Source organism: Oerskovia sp. USHLN155 (genome assembly GCF_037145535.1).
GTDB classification, from domain to species: Bacteria; Actinomycetota; Actinomycetes; order Actinomycetales; family Cellulomonadaceae; genus Oerskovia; species Oerskovia rustica.
In genome coordinates, this window is record NZ_JBBCXG010000002.1 from 185467 (window position 1) to 200938 (window position 15472).

The 15472-nt window shown below is 73.4% G+C and carries 12 protein-coding genes; 3 read left to right on the forward strand and 9 right to left on the reverse strand.

The features are described from left to right. Window positions 1-61: 61 nt before the first annotated feature. A complete protein-coding gene (locus tag WFH32_RS03770; protein WP_336706265.1) occupies window positions 62-928 on the forward strand; it encodes a DUF3097 domain-containing protein in 867 nt (288 codons plus the stop codon). An 84-nt stretch (window positions 929-1012) separates the two neighbouring features. Here the strand turns inward: WFH32_RS03770 and WFH32_RS03775 are convergent, their stop codons facing one another. The 5 genes from WFH32_RS03775 to lepA all read right to left on the reverse strand — a co-directional run bounded on the left by WFH32_RS03775 (window position 1013) and on the right by lepA (window position 8456). Then, window positions 1013-1564, reverse strand: a complete 552-nt coding sequence (locus WFH32_RS03775) for a DUF4870 domain-containing protein (RefSeq protein WP_191795380.1) — start codon at window positions 1562-1564, stop codon at window positions 1013-1015. A 225-nt stretch (window positions 1565-1789) separates the two neighbouring features. Next, window positions 1790-2821 carry a hypothetical protein gene (locus WFH32_RS03780; protein ID WP_336706266.1) on the reverse strand — a complete coding sequence of 344 codons (1032 nt, stop codon included), beginning with the start codon at window positions 2819-2821 and terminating at the stop codon, window positions 1790-1792. Between the two features lie 160 nt (window positions 2822-2981). Continuing rightward, a complete protein-coding gene (locus tag WFH32_RS03785; RefSeq protein ID WP_336706267.1) occupies window positions 2982-4874 on the reverse strand; it encodes an acyltransferase family protein in 1893 nt (630 codons plus the stop codon). 179 nt (window positions 4875-5053) lie between these two features. Further along, window positions 5054-6457 (reverse strand): radical SAM family heme chaperone HemW, encoded by a 1404-nt coding sequence (hemW, locus tag WFH32_RS03790; protein ID WP_336706268.1) that lies wholly within the window; start codon window positions 6455-6457, stop codon window positions 5054-5056. A 76-nt stretch (window positions 6458-6533) separates the two neighbouring features. Then, window positions 6534-8456, reverse strand: coding sequence for a translation elongation factor 4 (gene lepA / locus WFH32_RS03795; protein ID WP_138824100.1), 1923 nt, complete (start codon window positions 8454-8456; stop codon window positions 6534-6536). Between the two features lie 250 nt (window positions 8457-8706). Here lepA and WFH32_RS03800 point away from each other — a divergent pair, with 250 nt between their 5' ends. Together WFH32_RS03800 and rpsT are read left to right on the forward strand one after the other, a co-directional pair. Continuing rightward, a complete protein-coding gene (locus WFH32_RS03800; protein WP_336706269.1) occupies window positions 8707-9396 on the forward strand; it encodes a type II toxin-antitoxin system PemK/MazF family toxin in 690 nt (229 codons plus the stop codon). A gap of 255 nt (window positions 9397-9651) precedes the next feature. Continuing rightward, entirely contained in the window at window positions 9652-9912 is a 261-nt protein-coding gene (rpsT, locus tag WFH32_RS03805; protein WP_191788967.1) for a 30S ribosomal protein S20, read from the forward strand. A 138-nt stretch (window positions 9913-10050) separates the two neighbouring features. On the opposite strand, the gene WFH32_RS03810 is transcribed toward rpsT, so the two are convergent. From WFH32_RS03810 to WFH32_RS03825, 4 genes are all read right to left on the reverse strand, one after another. Further along, complete coding sequence (locus WFH32_RS03810) at window positions 10051-10569, reverse strand: GNAT family N-acetyltransferase (RefSeq protein WP_336706270.1); 519 nt, start codon at window positions 10567-10569, stop codon at window positions 10051-10053. Next, entirely contained in the window at window positions 10566-11582 is a 1017-nt protein-coding gene (holA, locus tag WFH32_RS03815; protein WP_191795374.1) for a DNA polymerase III subunit delta, read from the reverse strand. The genes WFH32_RS03810 and holA overlap by 4 nt, the downstream gene beginning before the upstream one ends. Window positions 11583-11734: 152 nt before the next feature. Next, complete coding sequence (locus WFH32_RS03820) at window positions 11735-14290, reverse strand: ComEC/Rec2 family competence protein (RefSeq protein ID WP_336706271.1); 2556 nt, start codon at window positions 14288-14290, stop codon at window positions 11735-11737. A 127-nt stretch (window positions 14291-14417) separates the two neighbouring features. Beyond that, complete coding sequence (locus WFH32_RS03825) at window positions 14418-15401, reverse strand: helix-hairpin-helix domain-containing protein (RefSeq protein ID WP_336706272.1); 984 nt, start codon at window positions 15399-15401, stop codon at window positions 14418-14420. Window positions 15402-15472 lie beyond the last annotated feature (71 nt).

A 15472-nucleotide genomic window follows, 5' to 3' on the forward strand; every position in this document is an offset into this window, starting at 1 on the left:
CTCACGGGTCACCGCGCGCCCCTTCCGGGCGAGAGGGCGACGAGCGCCTAGGGTGACGTCGGTGAGCTTCGATCGCTACGGTTCCGACGTCCTGTCCAGCGCGACCCCCGCCCCGGTCCCCCACCGCCGGCGCCCGGTCTCCCGCCCGCAGCCCGCCGAGCGCGGGCTCGTCGTCGAGGACGTCGAGACCGGCTGGGTCGGCGCCGTGGTGCGGGTCGAGAAGTCCGGCGGCATGCACGTCGTCGTCCTCGAGGACCGCGCGCGTCGCACGCGCACCTTCCCGCTCGGCCCGGGCTTCTGGGTCGACGGCGAGCCCGTCGAGCTGACCGCCCCGGTGACCTCGACGGCGCCCGCCGCCCCGACGCGCACCGCCTCGGGCTCGCGCGCGGTCGCGAACGTCCGGGCGCGCGTCGCACGCGGCAGCCGCATCTGGGTCGAGGGCAAGCACGACGCCGAGCTCGTCGAGAAGGTGTGGGGCGACGACCTGCGCATCGAGGGGGTCGTGGTCGAGCTGCTCGACGGCGTCGACAACCTCAGCGAAGCCCTCGAGGACTTCGGCCCGACGGCGGAGCGCAAGGTGGGCGTCCTGGTCGACCACCTGGTCCCCGGCAGCAAGGAGACGCGCCTGGTCGCGGAGGCCCTGCGAGGCGTGCGCCCCGGCACGGTCATGGTGCTGGGTCACCCCTACGTCGACGTGTGGCAGGCCGTGCGGCCCGAGCGCGTCGGCCTCGACGCGTGGCCCGTGATCGAGCGCGGCACCGAGTGGAAGCGCGGCATCCTGCGCGAGCTCGGGTGGCCGGCGAGCGAGCAGGCCGACGTGGCCCGCGGCTGGCAGCGGATCCTCGGGACCGTGCGTACCTATGCCGACCTCGAACCGTCGCTGCTCGGCCGCGTCGAGGAGCTCATCGACTTCGTGACGGCCGACTGAGGGTCCGGCGCCCGCGGTGACGCGCCGAGAGGGGGCGGCCCAGGTCTGCCTGGGACGCCCCCTCTCGACGTGCGGCGACGTGCGCTACTTCACGATCTTCACGTCGATCGGGTAGCTGGTCGGACGGCCGTTGCTGACGGCCTGGAACGCGATGATGCCGAGCACGAGCGACGCCACCCAGACGCCGAGGACGACCAGGCCGGACAGGAAGCCCGGGAGCACCCAGTTCGCGGCGAGCAGGACGAGGGCCACGGGGATCTGGAAGTTGAGCGCCTTCTTGGCCTCGGCGTCGACGACGTGGCTGCGCTCGCGGAAGACGAGCCAGATCACGAGCGGTGCGAGGAACCCGAGGATCCCACCCAGGAGGTGGGACAGGCTCGCCCAGGTCTTCGTGTCGGCGGGCGACAGCGGGGCGGCCGGGCCGCCCTGGTAGCCCGGCGGCGGGTACTGGCCCTGGGGCGGGTACGGACCCTGTTGACCCGCGGGAGGACCGTAGGGGGGCTGCTGACCGGGCCACCCCTGCTGGCCGGGCTGGCCCGGCTGCCCGTGCTGGGCTCCGGGCGTGCCGTGCTGGTCCGTCGGGGGCACGTACTGCCCGTAGTCAGGGACCTGGTCGGAAGGGTTCTGGCTGCTCATCGGGGCCTCTCTACGGACGGACCGGACCGTTCAGGACGGACCGGGCGCTTCACGCTAGCCGGTCCGGCACACCTGCGGCCACCGTGCCCGTCCCCCGAGCGGGCCGATTCACCTGGCCGGCACCCGGCGCACAGCCAGCACGGCACGTGCGCAGACGACGACGGGCCGTCCCGCACACCCGAGGTGGAGGTGCGGCACGGCCCGTCGTCGGGACCTGTGCGGAGGTCAGACGGGCTGCTCGTCCACCAGACGGCGGTAGGCGTACGCGACCGCGATGTAGGACAGCGGGATCGTGACCAGCAGGCCGACGAAGCAGACCAGGAAGCCCAGGATGTTGATCCCGAAGAGCGCCAGGAGCAGCAGGAAGACCGACCCGAAGTTCTTCGCGACGAGCGACCAGCTGGACTTGATCGCGGTGATCGCGTCCTGCTCCTTGTCGAGGGTGAAGTAGTAGACGAACGCCGAGAAGATCGCGACCGCGATGCCGGGCAGGATGCACAGGATCGTGCCGATGATCGTCATGACGGCCACGAGGAAGGCGGCCAGCAGGACGTTGCCCACGTTGGCGATCCGGAAGAACGCCGAGACGTCGGGCTTGCGCCCCTGCGTCTCGTCGAGAGCACCGCGGGAGTAGAACGCGGCGACGAGGTAGCTGATGATCACGCCGACGATCGTCAGCAGGACGCTGACGAAGCTCAGCCCCAGCGCCTCGGCCATGTTGGTGTCCGAGAACCCGTCGGTGCGGTAGTCCGTGAAGTTGTCGAAGCCGCCGGAGATCCAGCTGAAGATCGCGTTGATCACCAGGAAGATCAGGGCCGCGAGGATCCACGGTCCCGGGTTCGCCCAGAACTTCTTCCACCCGAAGCCGATCGCGTCACCCACCGAGAACGCCGCGGCCCCCGCGTACGCAGGCTGGCCGGGAGGCGGGTACGCGCCGGCCGGCGGCGGGTAGGCGCCTGCCGGAGGCGGGTACGGAGGCTGCTGCCCACCGGCGGGAGCGCCGTAGGGCTGCGCGGGGGGCGGGGTCGGGGCGCCGTACGGCGGCGCGACCGGAGGCCCGGGCTGCGCGGGCGGCGTCGGCTGGGCCGGGGGCTGCGTGGGCGGCGTCACCGGCGGCTGAGCCGGGGGCTGGCTCGGGGGGACGGGCTCGGAGGGCGGTTGCGCGGCGGCACCGGGGTCCGGTGTGCTCGCGGAGGGGTTCTGCGGGGTCGGCTCGTTCTCTTCCGGCGGCGGCCCGCCTGCGGTGTTGTCGCTCATCGTGATCCCTCGGGTCGGCGGGGTGCGGCAAGCCACACTGTGAACGGACTGTGACGATCGAACATTTCACAGATCACCCTCCACGATGGGGCGTTCGGGCCATTCCCGCCACAGGAAGCGTGGAACGCCCGAAACCTCCTCGGACGACACCGGTGAGACGTCAGGGTCCGCGGAGCGCGACCGCCTGCGCGAGACCACCCGAGACGACCCCCGCGTAGAGCGACGTCCCCTCGGAGGTCGGGTGCACGCCGTCGGGTCCGAGCAGCGCGGGCTGGGACGAGATCGCGCCGCTCCAGTCCGCGATCACGACGTTCCCGTGGCGCTGGGCCGCGCCGACCAGCTCGGCGTTCGTGACCGGCACCCACGACCGGTCGGCGTACCCCGTGACGAGCACGACCGTGTGGTCTGGACCGATCGCGGCGAGGACCTTGTCCATCATCGCGGCGTCGACCGTGCTGTTCGTCCCGAGCGAGAGCACGACGTAGGGCCGGAGGTTCCCGGCCGCGCGGACGGCCTCGACGAGGCCGACGGCGTCCTTCATCTGCCGGGCCACGGCACCGTCGATCAGCACGCCGGGAAGGGCCGCCGTCAGCGCGGGCGCGCTCGCCAACGTCACCGAGTCGCCGATGATCGTGACCTGGTCGCCGGGTGGAGGCGTCGGGGCCACGGCCGGGGTCTCCGGCGCGGGCTCCGCGGGCACGGGCGCCGCGTCGGGAGCCGGTGCCGCAGGCGCCTCACCGGCAGGCTGCTGGGTCAGCGCGGCGACCTCCGCGCCCGCGCGGATCTGCGCCTCGACCGAGGAGATCGCCGGGGCGCGCACGAAGCCCGTGACCGCGAGCCCGACGACCACCACGACCCCGCCGACCGTGAGCCACCCGCGGACCGGCAACGGGTTGCGGCCCGACGCACCCCGGCGGAGCCACGCCACGACGGTCCGCACGTACCCCCCGAGGCCTCGCCCCATGACGGGACGCTCGACGTACCGGTACGACAGCGCTGCGGCACCGAACGTCACGACGGTCGCGGCGAGCGCGACCCACGGTCCGGGGCTCGCGTACAGCCCGCCGCCTCCGGCGAGCGCTGCGGCCAGGACGAAGACGGGCCAGTGCCACAGGTACAGGCCGTACGAGCGCGCGCCCACCCAGCCCACCGGCCCCCGGTCCAGCTGCTTGCCGAGGCCCGGTGCGTGCAGCACGAGGTTGACGACCCCGGCCGTCGCGAGCGACACGACGAACAGTCCACCCCGGTAGGTGATGCCGTCGTCCCACGGCATCCAGAGCATCGCGACGACCAGGACGGCCGCGCCCGCGATCCCCGCGCCCACGACGAACAGGGTTCCCCTGCGGGTCGTGGTCCGCGGCGCCTCGCGGACGAGCGTCGGACGCCCCGTGCGCAGGTGCCAGAACGAGAGGAAGGCACCGATCATGAGCCCGAACAGGTGGGTGTCGGTGCCGAAGTAGACCCGGGTCGGGTCCGTGCCGGGCGAGTACAGGACCGCCATCGCGACGGCGGACCCGACGGCGAGCACCCCCGCCAGGACCAGAGCCCGGCGCCGGGTGATCCGCAGCGCGAGCACCGCGAGGACCACGAGCGGCCACACCAGGTAGAACTGCTCCTCGACGGCGAGCGACCACAGGTTCGCGAAGATCTGGGGCGCCAGTCCCCCGGAGTACGTGCTGCCCTGGGCGATGTAGACCCAGTTGCTCGTGAACGTGGCGGCCCCTGCCACCTGCGCCCCGATCCCCACCAGGAGATCGCCCCCGACCAGCCCCGCGGCGGCCGTGCACACGAGCACGACCAGGCCCAGCGCCGGCAGGAGCCTGCGGGCTCGTCGGACCCAGAACCGGGACAGGGACACGGCCCGCCGCGCCCGGAACTCGCGGACCAGGAGCGTCGTGATGAGGAACCCGGAGAGCACGAAGAAGATGTCGACGCCCACGTACCCGCCGGGGAGGACCTGCGGGGCGAAGTGGAAGACCATGACCGAGAGCACGGCCAGCGCACGCAACCCGTCGAGCCCGGCGATCCGCCGGTACCGGACGGTCGGTCGCACCGGTCGTGACGGACGGTACCCACCGGGAGCCGGTGGGCTCTGCGGCGGGGGCCCGACGAGGGACCTGTCCGGCGAGTCGAGGTCGAGGTCAGCAGGTCGCAGTCGCTGCCACACGTCGACGCGGTCGGTCGAGGTCCTGGCTGCTCCGGCCTGCGCCCGAGCCGACTGTCCTACCGTCGTCACCCGTCAGTCAGCTCCCGTACCACCGTGTCCGCCAGCAACCGTCCCCGCAGGGTCAGCACCCCGCGGCCTCGGATCGCCGCTCTTCCGTCGAGGAGGCCCGCCGCGACCATGCCGGCCACGTTGCGCCGACCCACCTCGGTAAGGACGCTCAGGTCCAGTCCTTCACGCAGTCGCACACCGAGCATGACGCGCTCGAGGTGAGCCTCCGAGACGGTCAGGAGCTCACGTCCGGCCGCCGGGCTGCCGCCCGCCTCGAGCATCGCCGCGTAGCGTCGCGGGTGCTTCACGTTCCACCATCGCACGCCCTCACGGCCGCCCGGCGCAGGCGCGGCCGCGTCGTCGGCCGTGTCGGAGACGCCGTCGGAGATGTCCGCGGAATCCTCCGGATCGTCTGTACGGTTCGAGGCCCCTCCGATGTACGAGTGCGCCCCGGGGCCGATCCCCCACCAGTCCTCGCCCCGCCAGTACGCCAGGTTGTGACGGCACACGAACGCCGGGTCCGCCACCGCCTCGCCCGGCACGGAGCCGTCGCCGGTCGGTGCCCGCCGGGCCCAGTTGCTGACCTCGTACCACTCCAGCCCGGCCGCGGTGAGCAGCTCGTCCGCGAGCTCGTACTTCTCGGCCTGGTCGTCCTCGCTCGGCAGGGAGATGTCCCCACGGCGCACCTGCGCGGCCATCTTCGTCCCCTGCTCCACGACGAGCGCGTACGCCGAGACGTGGTCGACGCCCGTCGCGAGCGCGGCCTCGAGGCTCGTCCGCCAGTCGTCCAGGCTCTCGCCAGGCGTCCCGTAGATCAGGTCGAGCGACACCGCGAGCCCCGCGTCGCGCGCCCAGCGCACCACGTCGGGGATGCGGCGCGGGTCGTGCGTGCGCTCGAGCGTCGCGAGCACGCGCGGCACGGCCGACTGCATGCCGAACGACACCCGCGTGAAGCCCGCCGCCGCGAGCTCGGCGAGCGACTCCGGGGTCACCGAGTCGGGGTTCGCCTCGGTCGTGACCTCGGCGCCCGGGGCAAGACCCCACGCGTCGCGCACGCCCGCGAGCATGCGCGCCAGGTCGCCGGCCGGCAGCAGCGTCGGGGTGCCGCCGCCCACGAACACGGTAGAGACCGGGCGCGAGGCCAACCCGGCACGCTCCATGACCCGCGCCGCGAGGTCGATCTCCCGCAGCGCCGTGTCCGCGTAGGACGCCTGGCTCGCGCCACCGCCCAGCTCGGACGCCGTGTACGTGTTGAAGTCGCAGTAGCCGCATCGCACGGTGCAGAACGGCACGTGCAGGTACACGCCGAAGTCACGACCCGCGTGGTCGTCCGGCACCGCCCCAGCAGGACCAGCACCCACCCACGCAGGGAGAGCGCCGTCGTCGGGCACGGGGATGCCGTCCGGGAGAGCCGGGCTCATGCCCGCACCCCGGACGCCGCGGAGCGCGCGGCCCCCAGCACATCGAGGGCCACGCGCTCACGAGAAGAGCAGCACATCACTTCTTGGACTTGTCCTTCGCGTCCTTGCCGCCGCTGCTGCCCGCACCGTCGGAGGACAGCGCCGCGATGAAGGCGTCCTTGGGGACCTCGACCGTACCGATCGTCTTCATGCGCTTCTTGCCCTCCTTCTGCTTCTCGAGCAGCTTGCGCTTACGGCTGATGTCACCGCCGTAGCACTTGGCGAGCACGTCCTTGCGGATCGCACGGATGGTCTCGCGCGCGATCACGCGAGCACCCACGGCCGCCTGGATGGGGACCTCGAACTGCTGACGCGGGATGAGCTCCTTGAGCTTCTCCGTCATCATGACGCCGTACGAGTACGCCTTGTCCTTGTGCACGATCGCGCTGAACGCGTCGACCGTCTGGCCCTGGAGCAGGATGTCGACCTTCACCAGGTCCGCCGCCTGCTCGCCCGAGAGCTCGTAGTCGAGCGACGCGTAGCCGCGCGTCTTGGACTTGAGCTGGTCGAAGAAGTCGAACACGATCTCCGCGAGGGGCAGCGTGTACCGCAGCTCGACGCGGTCCTGCGAGAGGTGGTCCATGCCGCCCAGCACGCCACGCTTGCCCTGGCACAGCTCCATGACCGCACCGATGAACTCGGTGGGGCACAGGATCGTGGCCTTGACGATCGGCTCACGGATCTCGCCGATCTTGCCACCCGGGAACTCGCTCGGGTTGGTGACCGTGATGACCGAGCGGTCCTCGAGGGTCACCTCGTAGACGACGTTCGGGGCGGTCGAGATGAGCTCGAGGTCGAACTCGCGCTCGAGGCGCTCGCGCACGATCTCGAGGTGCAGCAGACCCAGGAAGCCCACACGGAACCCGAAGCCGAGCGCGACCGAGGTCTCGGGCTCGTAGTTCAGCGCCGCATCGTTGAGCTTGAGCTTGTCCAGGGCGTCGCGCAGGACCGGGTAGTCCGAACCGTCGATCGGGTACAGGCCCGAGAACACCATGGGCTTGGGGTCGCTGTAGCCGCCGAGCGCGTCCTCCGCAGGCTTGGCCGCGTTCGTGACGGTGTCACCGACCTTGGACTGGCGCACGTCCTTGACGCCCGTGATGAGGTAGCCGACCTCGCCCACGCCGAGCCCCTTGGTGGGGTGCGGCTCGGGCGCGCTCACGCCGATCTCGAGGAGCTCGTGCGTCGCGCGCGTCGACATCATGACGATCTTCTCGCGCGGGTTCAGGCTGCCGTCGACCACACGGACGTAGGTCACGACGCCGCGGTAGGTGTCGTAGACCGAGTCGAAGATCATGGCGCGCGCCGGGGCGTCGGCGTCCCCCTGAGGGGCCGGCACCTCCTGGACGATGCGGTCGAGCAGCTCGGTCACGCCCATGCCCGTCTTGCCCGAGACCTTCAGGACGGTCGACGGGTCGACGCCCACGAGGCCCGCGATCTCCTCGGCGTACTTCTCGGGCTGCGCGGCCGGCAGGTCGATCTTGTTGAGCACGGGGATGATCGCGAGGTCGTTCTCCATCGCGAGGTACAGGTTCGCGAGGGTCTGCGCCTCGATGCCCTGCGCCGCGTCCACGAGCAGCACGGCCCCCTCGCACGCGGCGAGCGAGCGCGACACCTCGTACGTGAAGTCGACGTGCCCGGGCGTGTCGATCATGTTCAGGGCGTAGGGCACCAGCGGGGCCGACTGGTCGTCCGGGTCGTCACCCTCGCGCACGGCCCACGGCATGCGCACGGCCTGCGACTTGATCGTGATGCCGCGCTCGCGCTCGATGTCCATGCGGTCGAGGTACTGCGCACGCATGGCGCGCGCGTCGACGACGCCGGTGAGCTGGAGCATGCGGTCGGCCAGCGTGGACTTGCCGTGGTCGATGTGCGCGATGATGCAGAAGTTGCGCAGCAGCTCGGGCGGCGTCGCCGCGGGCTGGATGCGGGTGCTCAGCTGGGCGCTGGGGATCGGGGACAACTGGGGTGCGCTCCTGTGGTGGGTCAAGACGGGGCGGCGGACGGCGCCCGCCCCTGCGGATCGGTGCTCGACGACGGAGCGTGAGCCGCCGGGACGCGCCCGGCAGGTCGCTGGTCGTCGCACGCAGGGTCGGACAGCAACCACCATTGTCCCACGACCCCGCACGCGCGCGGCTCACCCGCCCCGGGCGGCCGGACCCGCAGGGCCCGCACCCCGGACCGGCCGCGGCCGGTCCGGGTAGATTGCGGGCGTGGCTCAGAACAAGTGGATCTCCCTGCTCACGGACGCGGCGCGCGCGATCCTCGGCGCGCTCGGCGGCTCGTCCCGCCCGGCCGGCGGGGCGGACGTCCGAGAGTCCCCCCGCAAGTCCTCCGGCCCGACGGCGGCGGGCACCCCGCGCGGGGTGGCGCCGCGTCCGCGGACGGGAGCGACGGCGTCGGGCACCCGCTCGCCGAAGCCCGGACCGCAGGCCGGCACCCGCAGGCCTGGCAGCGCCGCGGCCACCGCGACCGCGCGCGGACCCCAGCCCACGGACACCTACCCCGGCGACTTCACGGGCCGCGTGCGGGCCGAGTACTCCCCCCAGCTCGACGGCGACCCGGACCCCGGCGAGATCGTGTGGACCTGGGTGCCCTACGAGGAGGACTTCTCCCAGGGCAAGGACCGGCCCGTGCTGCTCGTCGGGCGCGACGGCAACTGGCTGCTCGCGACCATGCTCTCGAGCAAGGACCACTCGCGCGACGCCGCCGACGAGGCACGCTGGGGGCGGCGCTGGCTCGACATCGGCTCGGGCCCGTGGGACTCCCGCGGCCGCGACAGCGAGGTGCGCCTCGACCGGGTGATCCGCGTCGACCCCGGCGCGGTGCGCCGCGAGGGCGCCGTCATGGACCGCCGCACGTTCGAGACGATCGTCCGCGAGATGGGCCGGATCCAGGGCTGAGCCCGTTCGCGCAGGCGGTCCTCGTGGTCACCTGTACGGGCGGGATGACGGGCGATGACGAGCCGTGCCGGGCCGGAGGTGAGCATTCTGGCCGATCTCACGGTCGGCTGGTAGTCTTGGTGGCTGCGTGTCCGCCCAGGTCGGCGGGCACAGTTCCAGCTCCTCTCCAAGGGTTCCCCACCCCCAGTCCCGGAGCTGGAATCGCCCTCTACGACCTATTCGATCGCTTCGGCGAACACACCAGAAAGTCCACACGTGGCAAACATCAAGTCTCAGATCAAGCGCATCAAGACGAACGAGAAGGCTCGTCTGCGCAACAAGGCCGTCAAGTCGGAGCTCAAGACGAACGTTCGCCGCGTTCGCGAGGCCGTCGCCGCCGGTGACAAGGAGGCCGCTGCCAGCGCCCTCGCCACCGCGTCGAAGAAGCTCGACAAGGCAGTCTCCAAGGGTGTCATCCACCAGAACCAGGCTGCGAACCGCAAGTCGGCTCTGTCGAAGGCCGTCAACGCTCTCTGAGCGTGACACTCCCTTCCACGCGTGACCTTGTGCGTCGCCCCTGATCCACCTCGGGCCGCACGGTGAACGTCGAGAGGCGCTGCTCCCTCCACGGGGCAGCGCCTCTCGTGCGTCCGGGGACGGGGCGGGTCGGTGCCGTCAGGCGCGGCCCGCGCCCAGCTCGGCGCGCAGGAGCACTCCGCTGCCGCCCGTGAAGCGGATCGTGTGGAACGACGCCGCCCGCGCCACCTCACGGAAGCCGGCGCCCTCGTGGAGCGCGAGCGAGGCGACGTTGGTCGCGTTCACGACGCAGCAGACGAAGCTCGCACGTTCGGCGACCCAGTCCATGCGTGCCCGGGTCAACGCGCGCCCGACGCCACCACGGCGAGAACTCGGGTCGACAGTGACGCCCCCGAGGTAGTGGCCGACCGGTGCCGGCCCGTCCGCGTACGACCACCAGTGGGTCTTGCCCCAACCGACGACCTCGTCGTCCACGGTCGCGACGAGCACGACCCGTTCCGGGTCGGTCAGGGCGAGCACGAGCTGGTCCCGGTCCGTGCCACGACGGGCGCGACTCTCGATCCGGGCGACCGCTTCCAGGTCCTCCTGGGTCGCGCGCCGGACCCGCACGCCAGTGCCCGTGTCCTGGCCCGGCACCGCGCGTCCCTGGGCGCTCACCGTCCCGAGCCGTGCGCCCCGGCGATCGTCAGCACCGCACGCTCGACCGCGAACACCGGGTCACGGCCACCGCCCTTGACCTCGGCGTCGGCCTGTGCGACCGCCGTGATCGCGGCCGCGAGCCCCTCAGGGGTCCAGCTCGACAGGTCCTTCTTCGCACGGTCGATCTGCCAGGGGGCGAGGCCCAGGTCCTTGGCCGAGACTCCCCCGCGGCCGCGCATCGCGGCGACCTTGGCGAGCGTGCGGAGCTTGATCGCGAGCACCGCGACGAGCGGCACCGGGTCCACCCCGGTCGCGAGCGCGTGCCGCAGCAACGACACGGCCTCGCCGGCCTTGCCCGCGACGGCGGCGTCGGCGACCCGGAACCCCGTGGCCTCGACCCTGCCGCCGTAGTACCGGTCGACCGTCGCGGCGCTGATGGTGCCCGTCGTGTCGGCGACGAGCTGGGCGCAGGCGCTCGCGAGCTCGCGCAGGTCGTTGCCGAGCGCCTCGACGAGCGCCTTGACCGCGCCGGCGTCCGCCCGACGCCCCGCGGCCTTGAACTCCGCGGCGACGAACGAGAGCTTGTCGGCGTCCTTCTTGATGGCCTCGCACGCCACGACGGGGGCTCCGCACGCCCGGATCGCGTCGAGCATCTTCTTTCCCCGCACCCCGCCGCCGTGCACGACCACGACGGTCGTGTCCGGGTCCGGCGAGGCCACGTAGTCCACGACGTCCGGGATGAGCGCATCCGCCGCGGCCTCCGCGCCCCGCACGACCACGAACTTGGGCTCGCCGAAGAGCGACGGGCTCGCCGCGACCGTCAGCATGCCGGACTCGTAGGTCGCCGCCTCGATCTCCGACTTCTCCGCCTCCGGGTCGCGGGCGCGGGCGAGCTCGAGCAACGAGTCGACGGCGCGCTCCGCGAGGAGCCCCTCGGGCCCCTGCACCAGCACCACGGGCGCGAGCTCGACCGCGTTCCAGGCGAGCGTCGCGGACGGGCGGGCGGAGGTGCGGGAAGGAGCGGCAGCCATGGGCACAACGATCCCACGGCCCACCCACCCGGGGCACATCCCGGTGCCGAGCATGCGGTTGGCGTCGCGATCGGCCGGAGGCCGGACGACAACCGCATGGTCGAGCAGCGGCAACCGCATGGTCCGCAACCCGAGCGGCTCAGCCCGTCCCGTCAGCCGTCCTCGCAGCCCGCGACGGCGAGCGCCCGGTCGCGCACGACGAGCGCGAACGTCCCGCACCAGTCGGTGCGCAGGACTGCTGCGCCGACGCTCTCGTAGAGGTCGAGCGCGGTGTCGGTCGGGTGGCCGTAGGTGTTCTCGCCCGAGCTCACGATCGCGACCGTGGGGCTCAGGGTCGCCGCGAGCCCGATCGACTGGACGCGGGACCCGTGGTGCGCGACCTTGACGACGTCGACCTCGGCACCGCCGGCGCGGGACCGCAGGGTTCGGTCGAGGGCCTCCTGCCCACCGTCCTCGAGGTCGCCGAGCGCGACGAGCGTGAGCTGAGGAGTCGTGACGAGCAGGGCGATGCTCGCGTCGTTCGCTCCCCCGTCGGCCTCGGCCAGGGCGGGGCGCCCTCGCTGGGTGGACGGTGCAACCTTGCCCTGCCCGGCCTGCAGCACCTCCCACGACACGTCGCCGAGCACGCCGCCGGTCCCGGCCCCGGCGACCTCGACGGGTACCCCTCGGTCGCTCAGGTCGTCGAGGACCCACCTGGCCTGGTCGGCGGGGTCACCGAGGCCGGTCACGAGCGCCCGGGCGACCTGGCGCCCGTCGAGCACGGCGTCGAGCCCGCCGACGTGGTCGGCGTGGAAGTGCGTGAGCACGAGCAGGTCGAGGCGCTCTATCCCGAGCTCGTCGAGGCAGGTCCCCGCGGCGTCCCCTGCGGGCCCGACGTCGACCATGAGGCCGCGCCCGGCACCGGTGCGGACGACCAGCCCGTCGCCCTGGCCGACGTCGCACGCCACGACCGCCCAGTCGGCCGGCACGTCACGACCTGCGGGGGCGATCCACCGCGGCCACGCGTACACCACGCATCCGGCGGCCAGGGCGGCGAGCACCGCCCAGGCCACCAGGAGGCGCAGGGTCGCGCGGCGCCGTCGGGCAACGAAGGCCTCCCGCACGTTCGCTCGCACGGCCGTGCGCCACGTGTGCGGCCACCCGCTCCCGCGGCTCCACGGAACCCGTACCCCGACCAGGCCGGCGACCCACCGCCAGCGCCACACCAGGACCAGCCCGCCGACGGTCAGCACCGCGAGCGCCGCCGCGCCACCGGCCCCGCCCGGCCACGGCAGCCGCGCCCCGGGGAGGTCGGCGAAGAACCGCGCCACCGCGGCGATCCACCACGACGCCAACCCCGCGGGCCACGCCAGCACGACCCCGGCCCCCGGGAACCACGGCGCCACGAGGGTCGCGAGCACCCCGAGCACGGTCGCCGGGACGAGCGCCGGGGCGGCGACCAGGTTGGCCGGTACCGCGTAGGTCGCGACCGACGGGTCCAGCAGGACGAGGACCGGCGCGCACGCGAGCTGCGCCGTCAGCGGGACGGCGAGCGCGAACGCGGGCACCTTGCCGATCCACGGCGTGAGGCGCCGCGCGACGGGCTGGGTCCCGAGGACCAGGGCGGCCGTCGCGACGCTCGACAGCACGAACCCGTACGACCGCGCGAGCCACGGGTCCAGCACGAGCAGCACCACGACGACGGCCGCGAGCGCCGGGAGAGCCCTTGACGGCCGACCCAGCCCGATCCCCACGAGCCCGACCGCGCCCATCGTCGCCGCGCGCAGCACGCTCGGGTCGGGGTGGACCAGGAGCACGAACCCCGCCATGACCACGCCCGTCACGACCACGCGCACCTGACGCGGCGCGCGGGCCGTGGCGCACAGCGCCGTCACGGTCGCGACGACGATCGCGAAATGGCCGCCCGAGACCGCGGTCACGTGGGTCAGCCCCGTGGCCTTGAGTGCTTCGTCGAGCTCGTCGTCGATGCGCGAGGTGTCGCCGACCGCGACGCCGGGAAGCAGCGCCCGCGCATCGGCAGGCAGCCCGTCGGAGGCCGTGAGGAGGTCGGCCCGCAAGGTGTTGACGACGCCCAGCACGGGGACGGGTGCGCCCGTGACCGTGGGGGGCCCGGCCGCGACGAGCGTCGCCACGGTCTTGTCCCCGGGGTCGGCAGGCAGCAGCCTGCCTGACGCCCGGACCTCGCTCCCGTAGGCCAGGTCACCCCAGGCAAGGCCTGCGAGGACGTCGATCCGTCCTCCAGCGGGGGCCGCGGCGCCGCGACCTTCGAGCGCGTCCAGGGCCAGCGTGGTGCGGACCGAGTCCGCCGCCCCTGACCACGGGTTCGTGACCGTCACCGGTTCGCCGACGATTCGCCCCACGACCTCGACCGTCGCGCCCTGGGCGGCGAGGTCGGCGGCACCTCCCCGGTCCCGTGCGACGAGGTGCACCGTCCCGGCGACCAGCACGGCCAGCACGCAGGCCACGATCAGGGCGCACTGGGCGAGCCACCGGCGTCCCGGGGTTCGGGGTTCCGGGGTTCGGGGCTTCGGGGGACCGAGCGCCGGGACGCGGGTGGCAGGGCCTCGGCGCGGGCGACGGTCGACGAGCAGCAGCGCCCCGAGAAGAGCCATCAGTGCCGTGCCGACGACGGTCCCCGCCAGGGCGGCCCCGGGCTCGGTCGCCGTGAGCCACCACGCGCTCCCCCAGGCTGCCAGAGCCGCGGGCACGAGCCGGAGGTCCGTCGCGGTCGCCCGTGGGGGACGCACCGGGTCGCCCGGCGACGGTGGGTCGGACGGACCGGAGGACCGCCCGGCCGACGGGACAGCCGGGAAACCCGCGTCGTCGCGCACCGTCTCAGACCTTCACCTGGTCGCGCAGCCTGGCGAGCAGCGCGTCCCCGATCCCGCTCACCTCCCCCAGCTCCTCGACGGTCGTGAACGGGCCGTTCGCCTCGCGCCACTCGACGATGCGGGCCGCGAGCACAGGACCGATCCCGGACAGTCCGTCGAGCGCGGCCTCGTCGGCCGCGTTGAGGTCGACCGGGCCGTTCGACGTCCCGCCCCCGGTCGCCGGTTCCGGGGCGGCGACCACGGCCTCGCCCGGCCTCGGCACGACGATCTGTTCGCCGTCCACGACCTCGCGGGCCAGGTTGACCCCTGCGAGGTCGGCGTCCGGCGTGGCGTCCCCGGCCGCGGTGAGCGCGTCCGCGACACGGGAGCCCTCGGGCACGCTCACGAGCCCGGGCGCGGCCACGGCCCCGACCACGTGCACGACGACGTCGCTCACCGTCGGCGCAGGGTCCGCGGCTCCGGGAGCGGTGCCGGGGCCGGCTCCGGCGGGGTCCTTGTCCGCAGGCGCTGCAGGGCCGTCGCCGTCACCCCGGGAGTCGCCGGCCCCTGCACCGGGGATCGCGGCACCGAGGGCCGCCACCGGACGCAGGTCGTCACCGTCGGCGAGGGTCCACACCCCCGTGCCCGTCGCGAGCAGCAGCACCGTGACCGCGGCGACCACCGCGGTCCTGGCCCCGACGGACCAGCGGCGCGGGCCGCCGTCGGGCACGTGTTCGAACCCCGAGTGCGTCGTCGGGTGACCGTTCGCCGCCGTGTACGCCTCGGCGACCGCGTGCAGCAGACCGTGCCGTGGCGCCGGCTCGTCCGACAGGCCTTCCTCCCCCGCGACGGGCGACCCTGGACGTGAGGTCGAGGGCTGCAGGGCGTCGTCGCTCGACCCCGGGTCGAGGGTCGGGTCGACGCTTCGCAACCGCCGCAGACGATCCCCTCCGCCGGGGCGGGGCAGGTCGTCGTCGGCGGTCGGCGGGCGCGTCCGGGAGAAGGTCACGCGGGCACGCTATGCGCCTGTCCACGCCACCCGCGGAGCAGCGGGCCGACGCTGTGGACACGACGCACCGC

Coding starts and splice junctions, on each gene's coding strand:
- hemW (WP_336706268.1), bottom strand. CDS start 6,457: ATGAGCCCGGCTCTCCCGGACGGCATCCCCGTGCCCGACGACGGCGCT.
- holA (WP_191795374.1), bottom strand. CDS start 11,582: ATGGCTGCCGCTCCTTCCCGCACCTCCGCCCGCCCGTCCGCGACGCTC.
- WFH32_RS03775 (WP_191795380.1), bottom strand. CDS start 1,564: ATGAGCAGCCAGAACCCTTCCGACCAGGTCCCTGACTACGGGCAGTAC.
- WFH32_RS03780 (WP_336706266.1), bottom strand. CDS start 2,821: ATGAGCGACAACACCGCAGGCGGGCCGCCGCCGGAAGAGAACGAGCCG.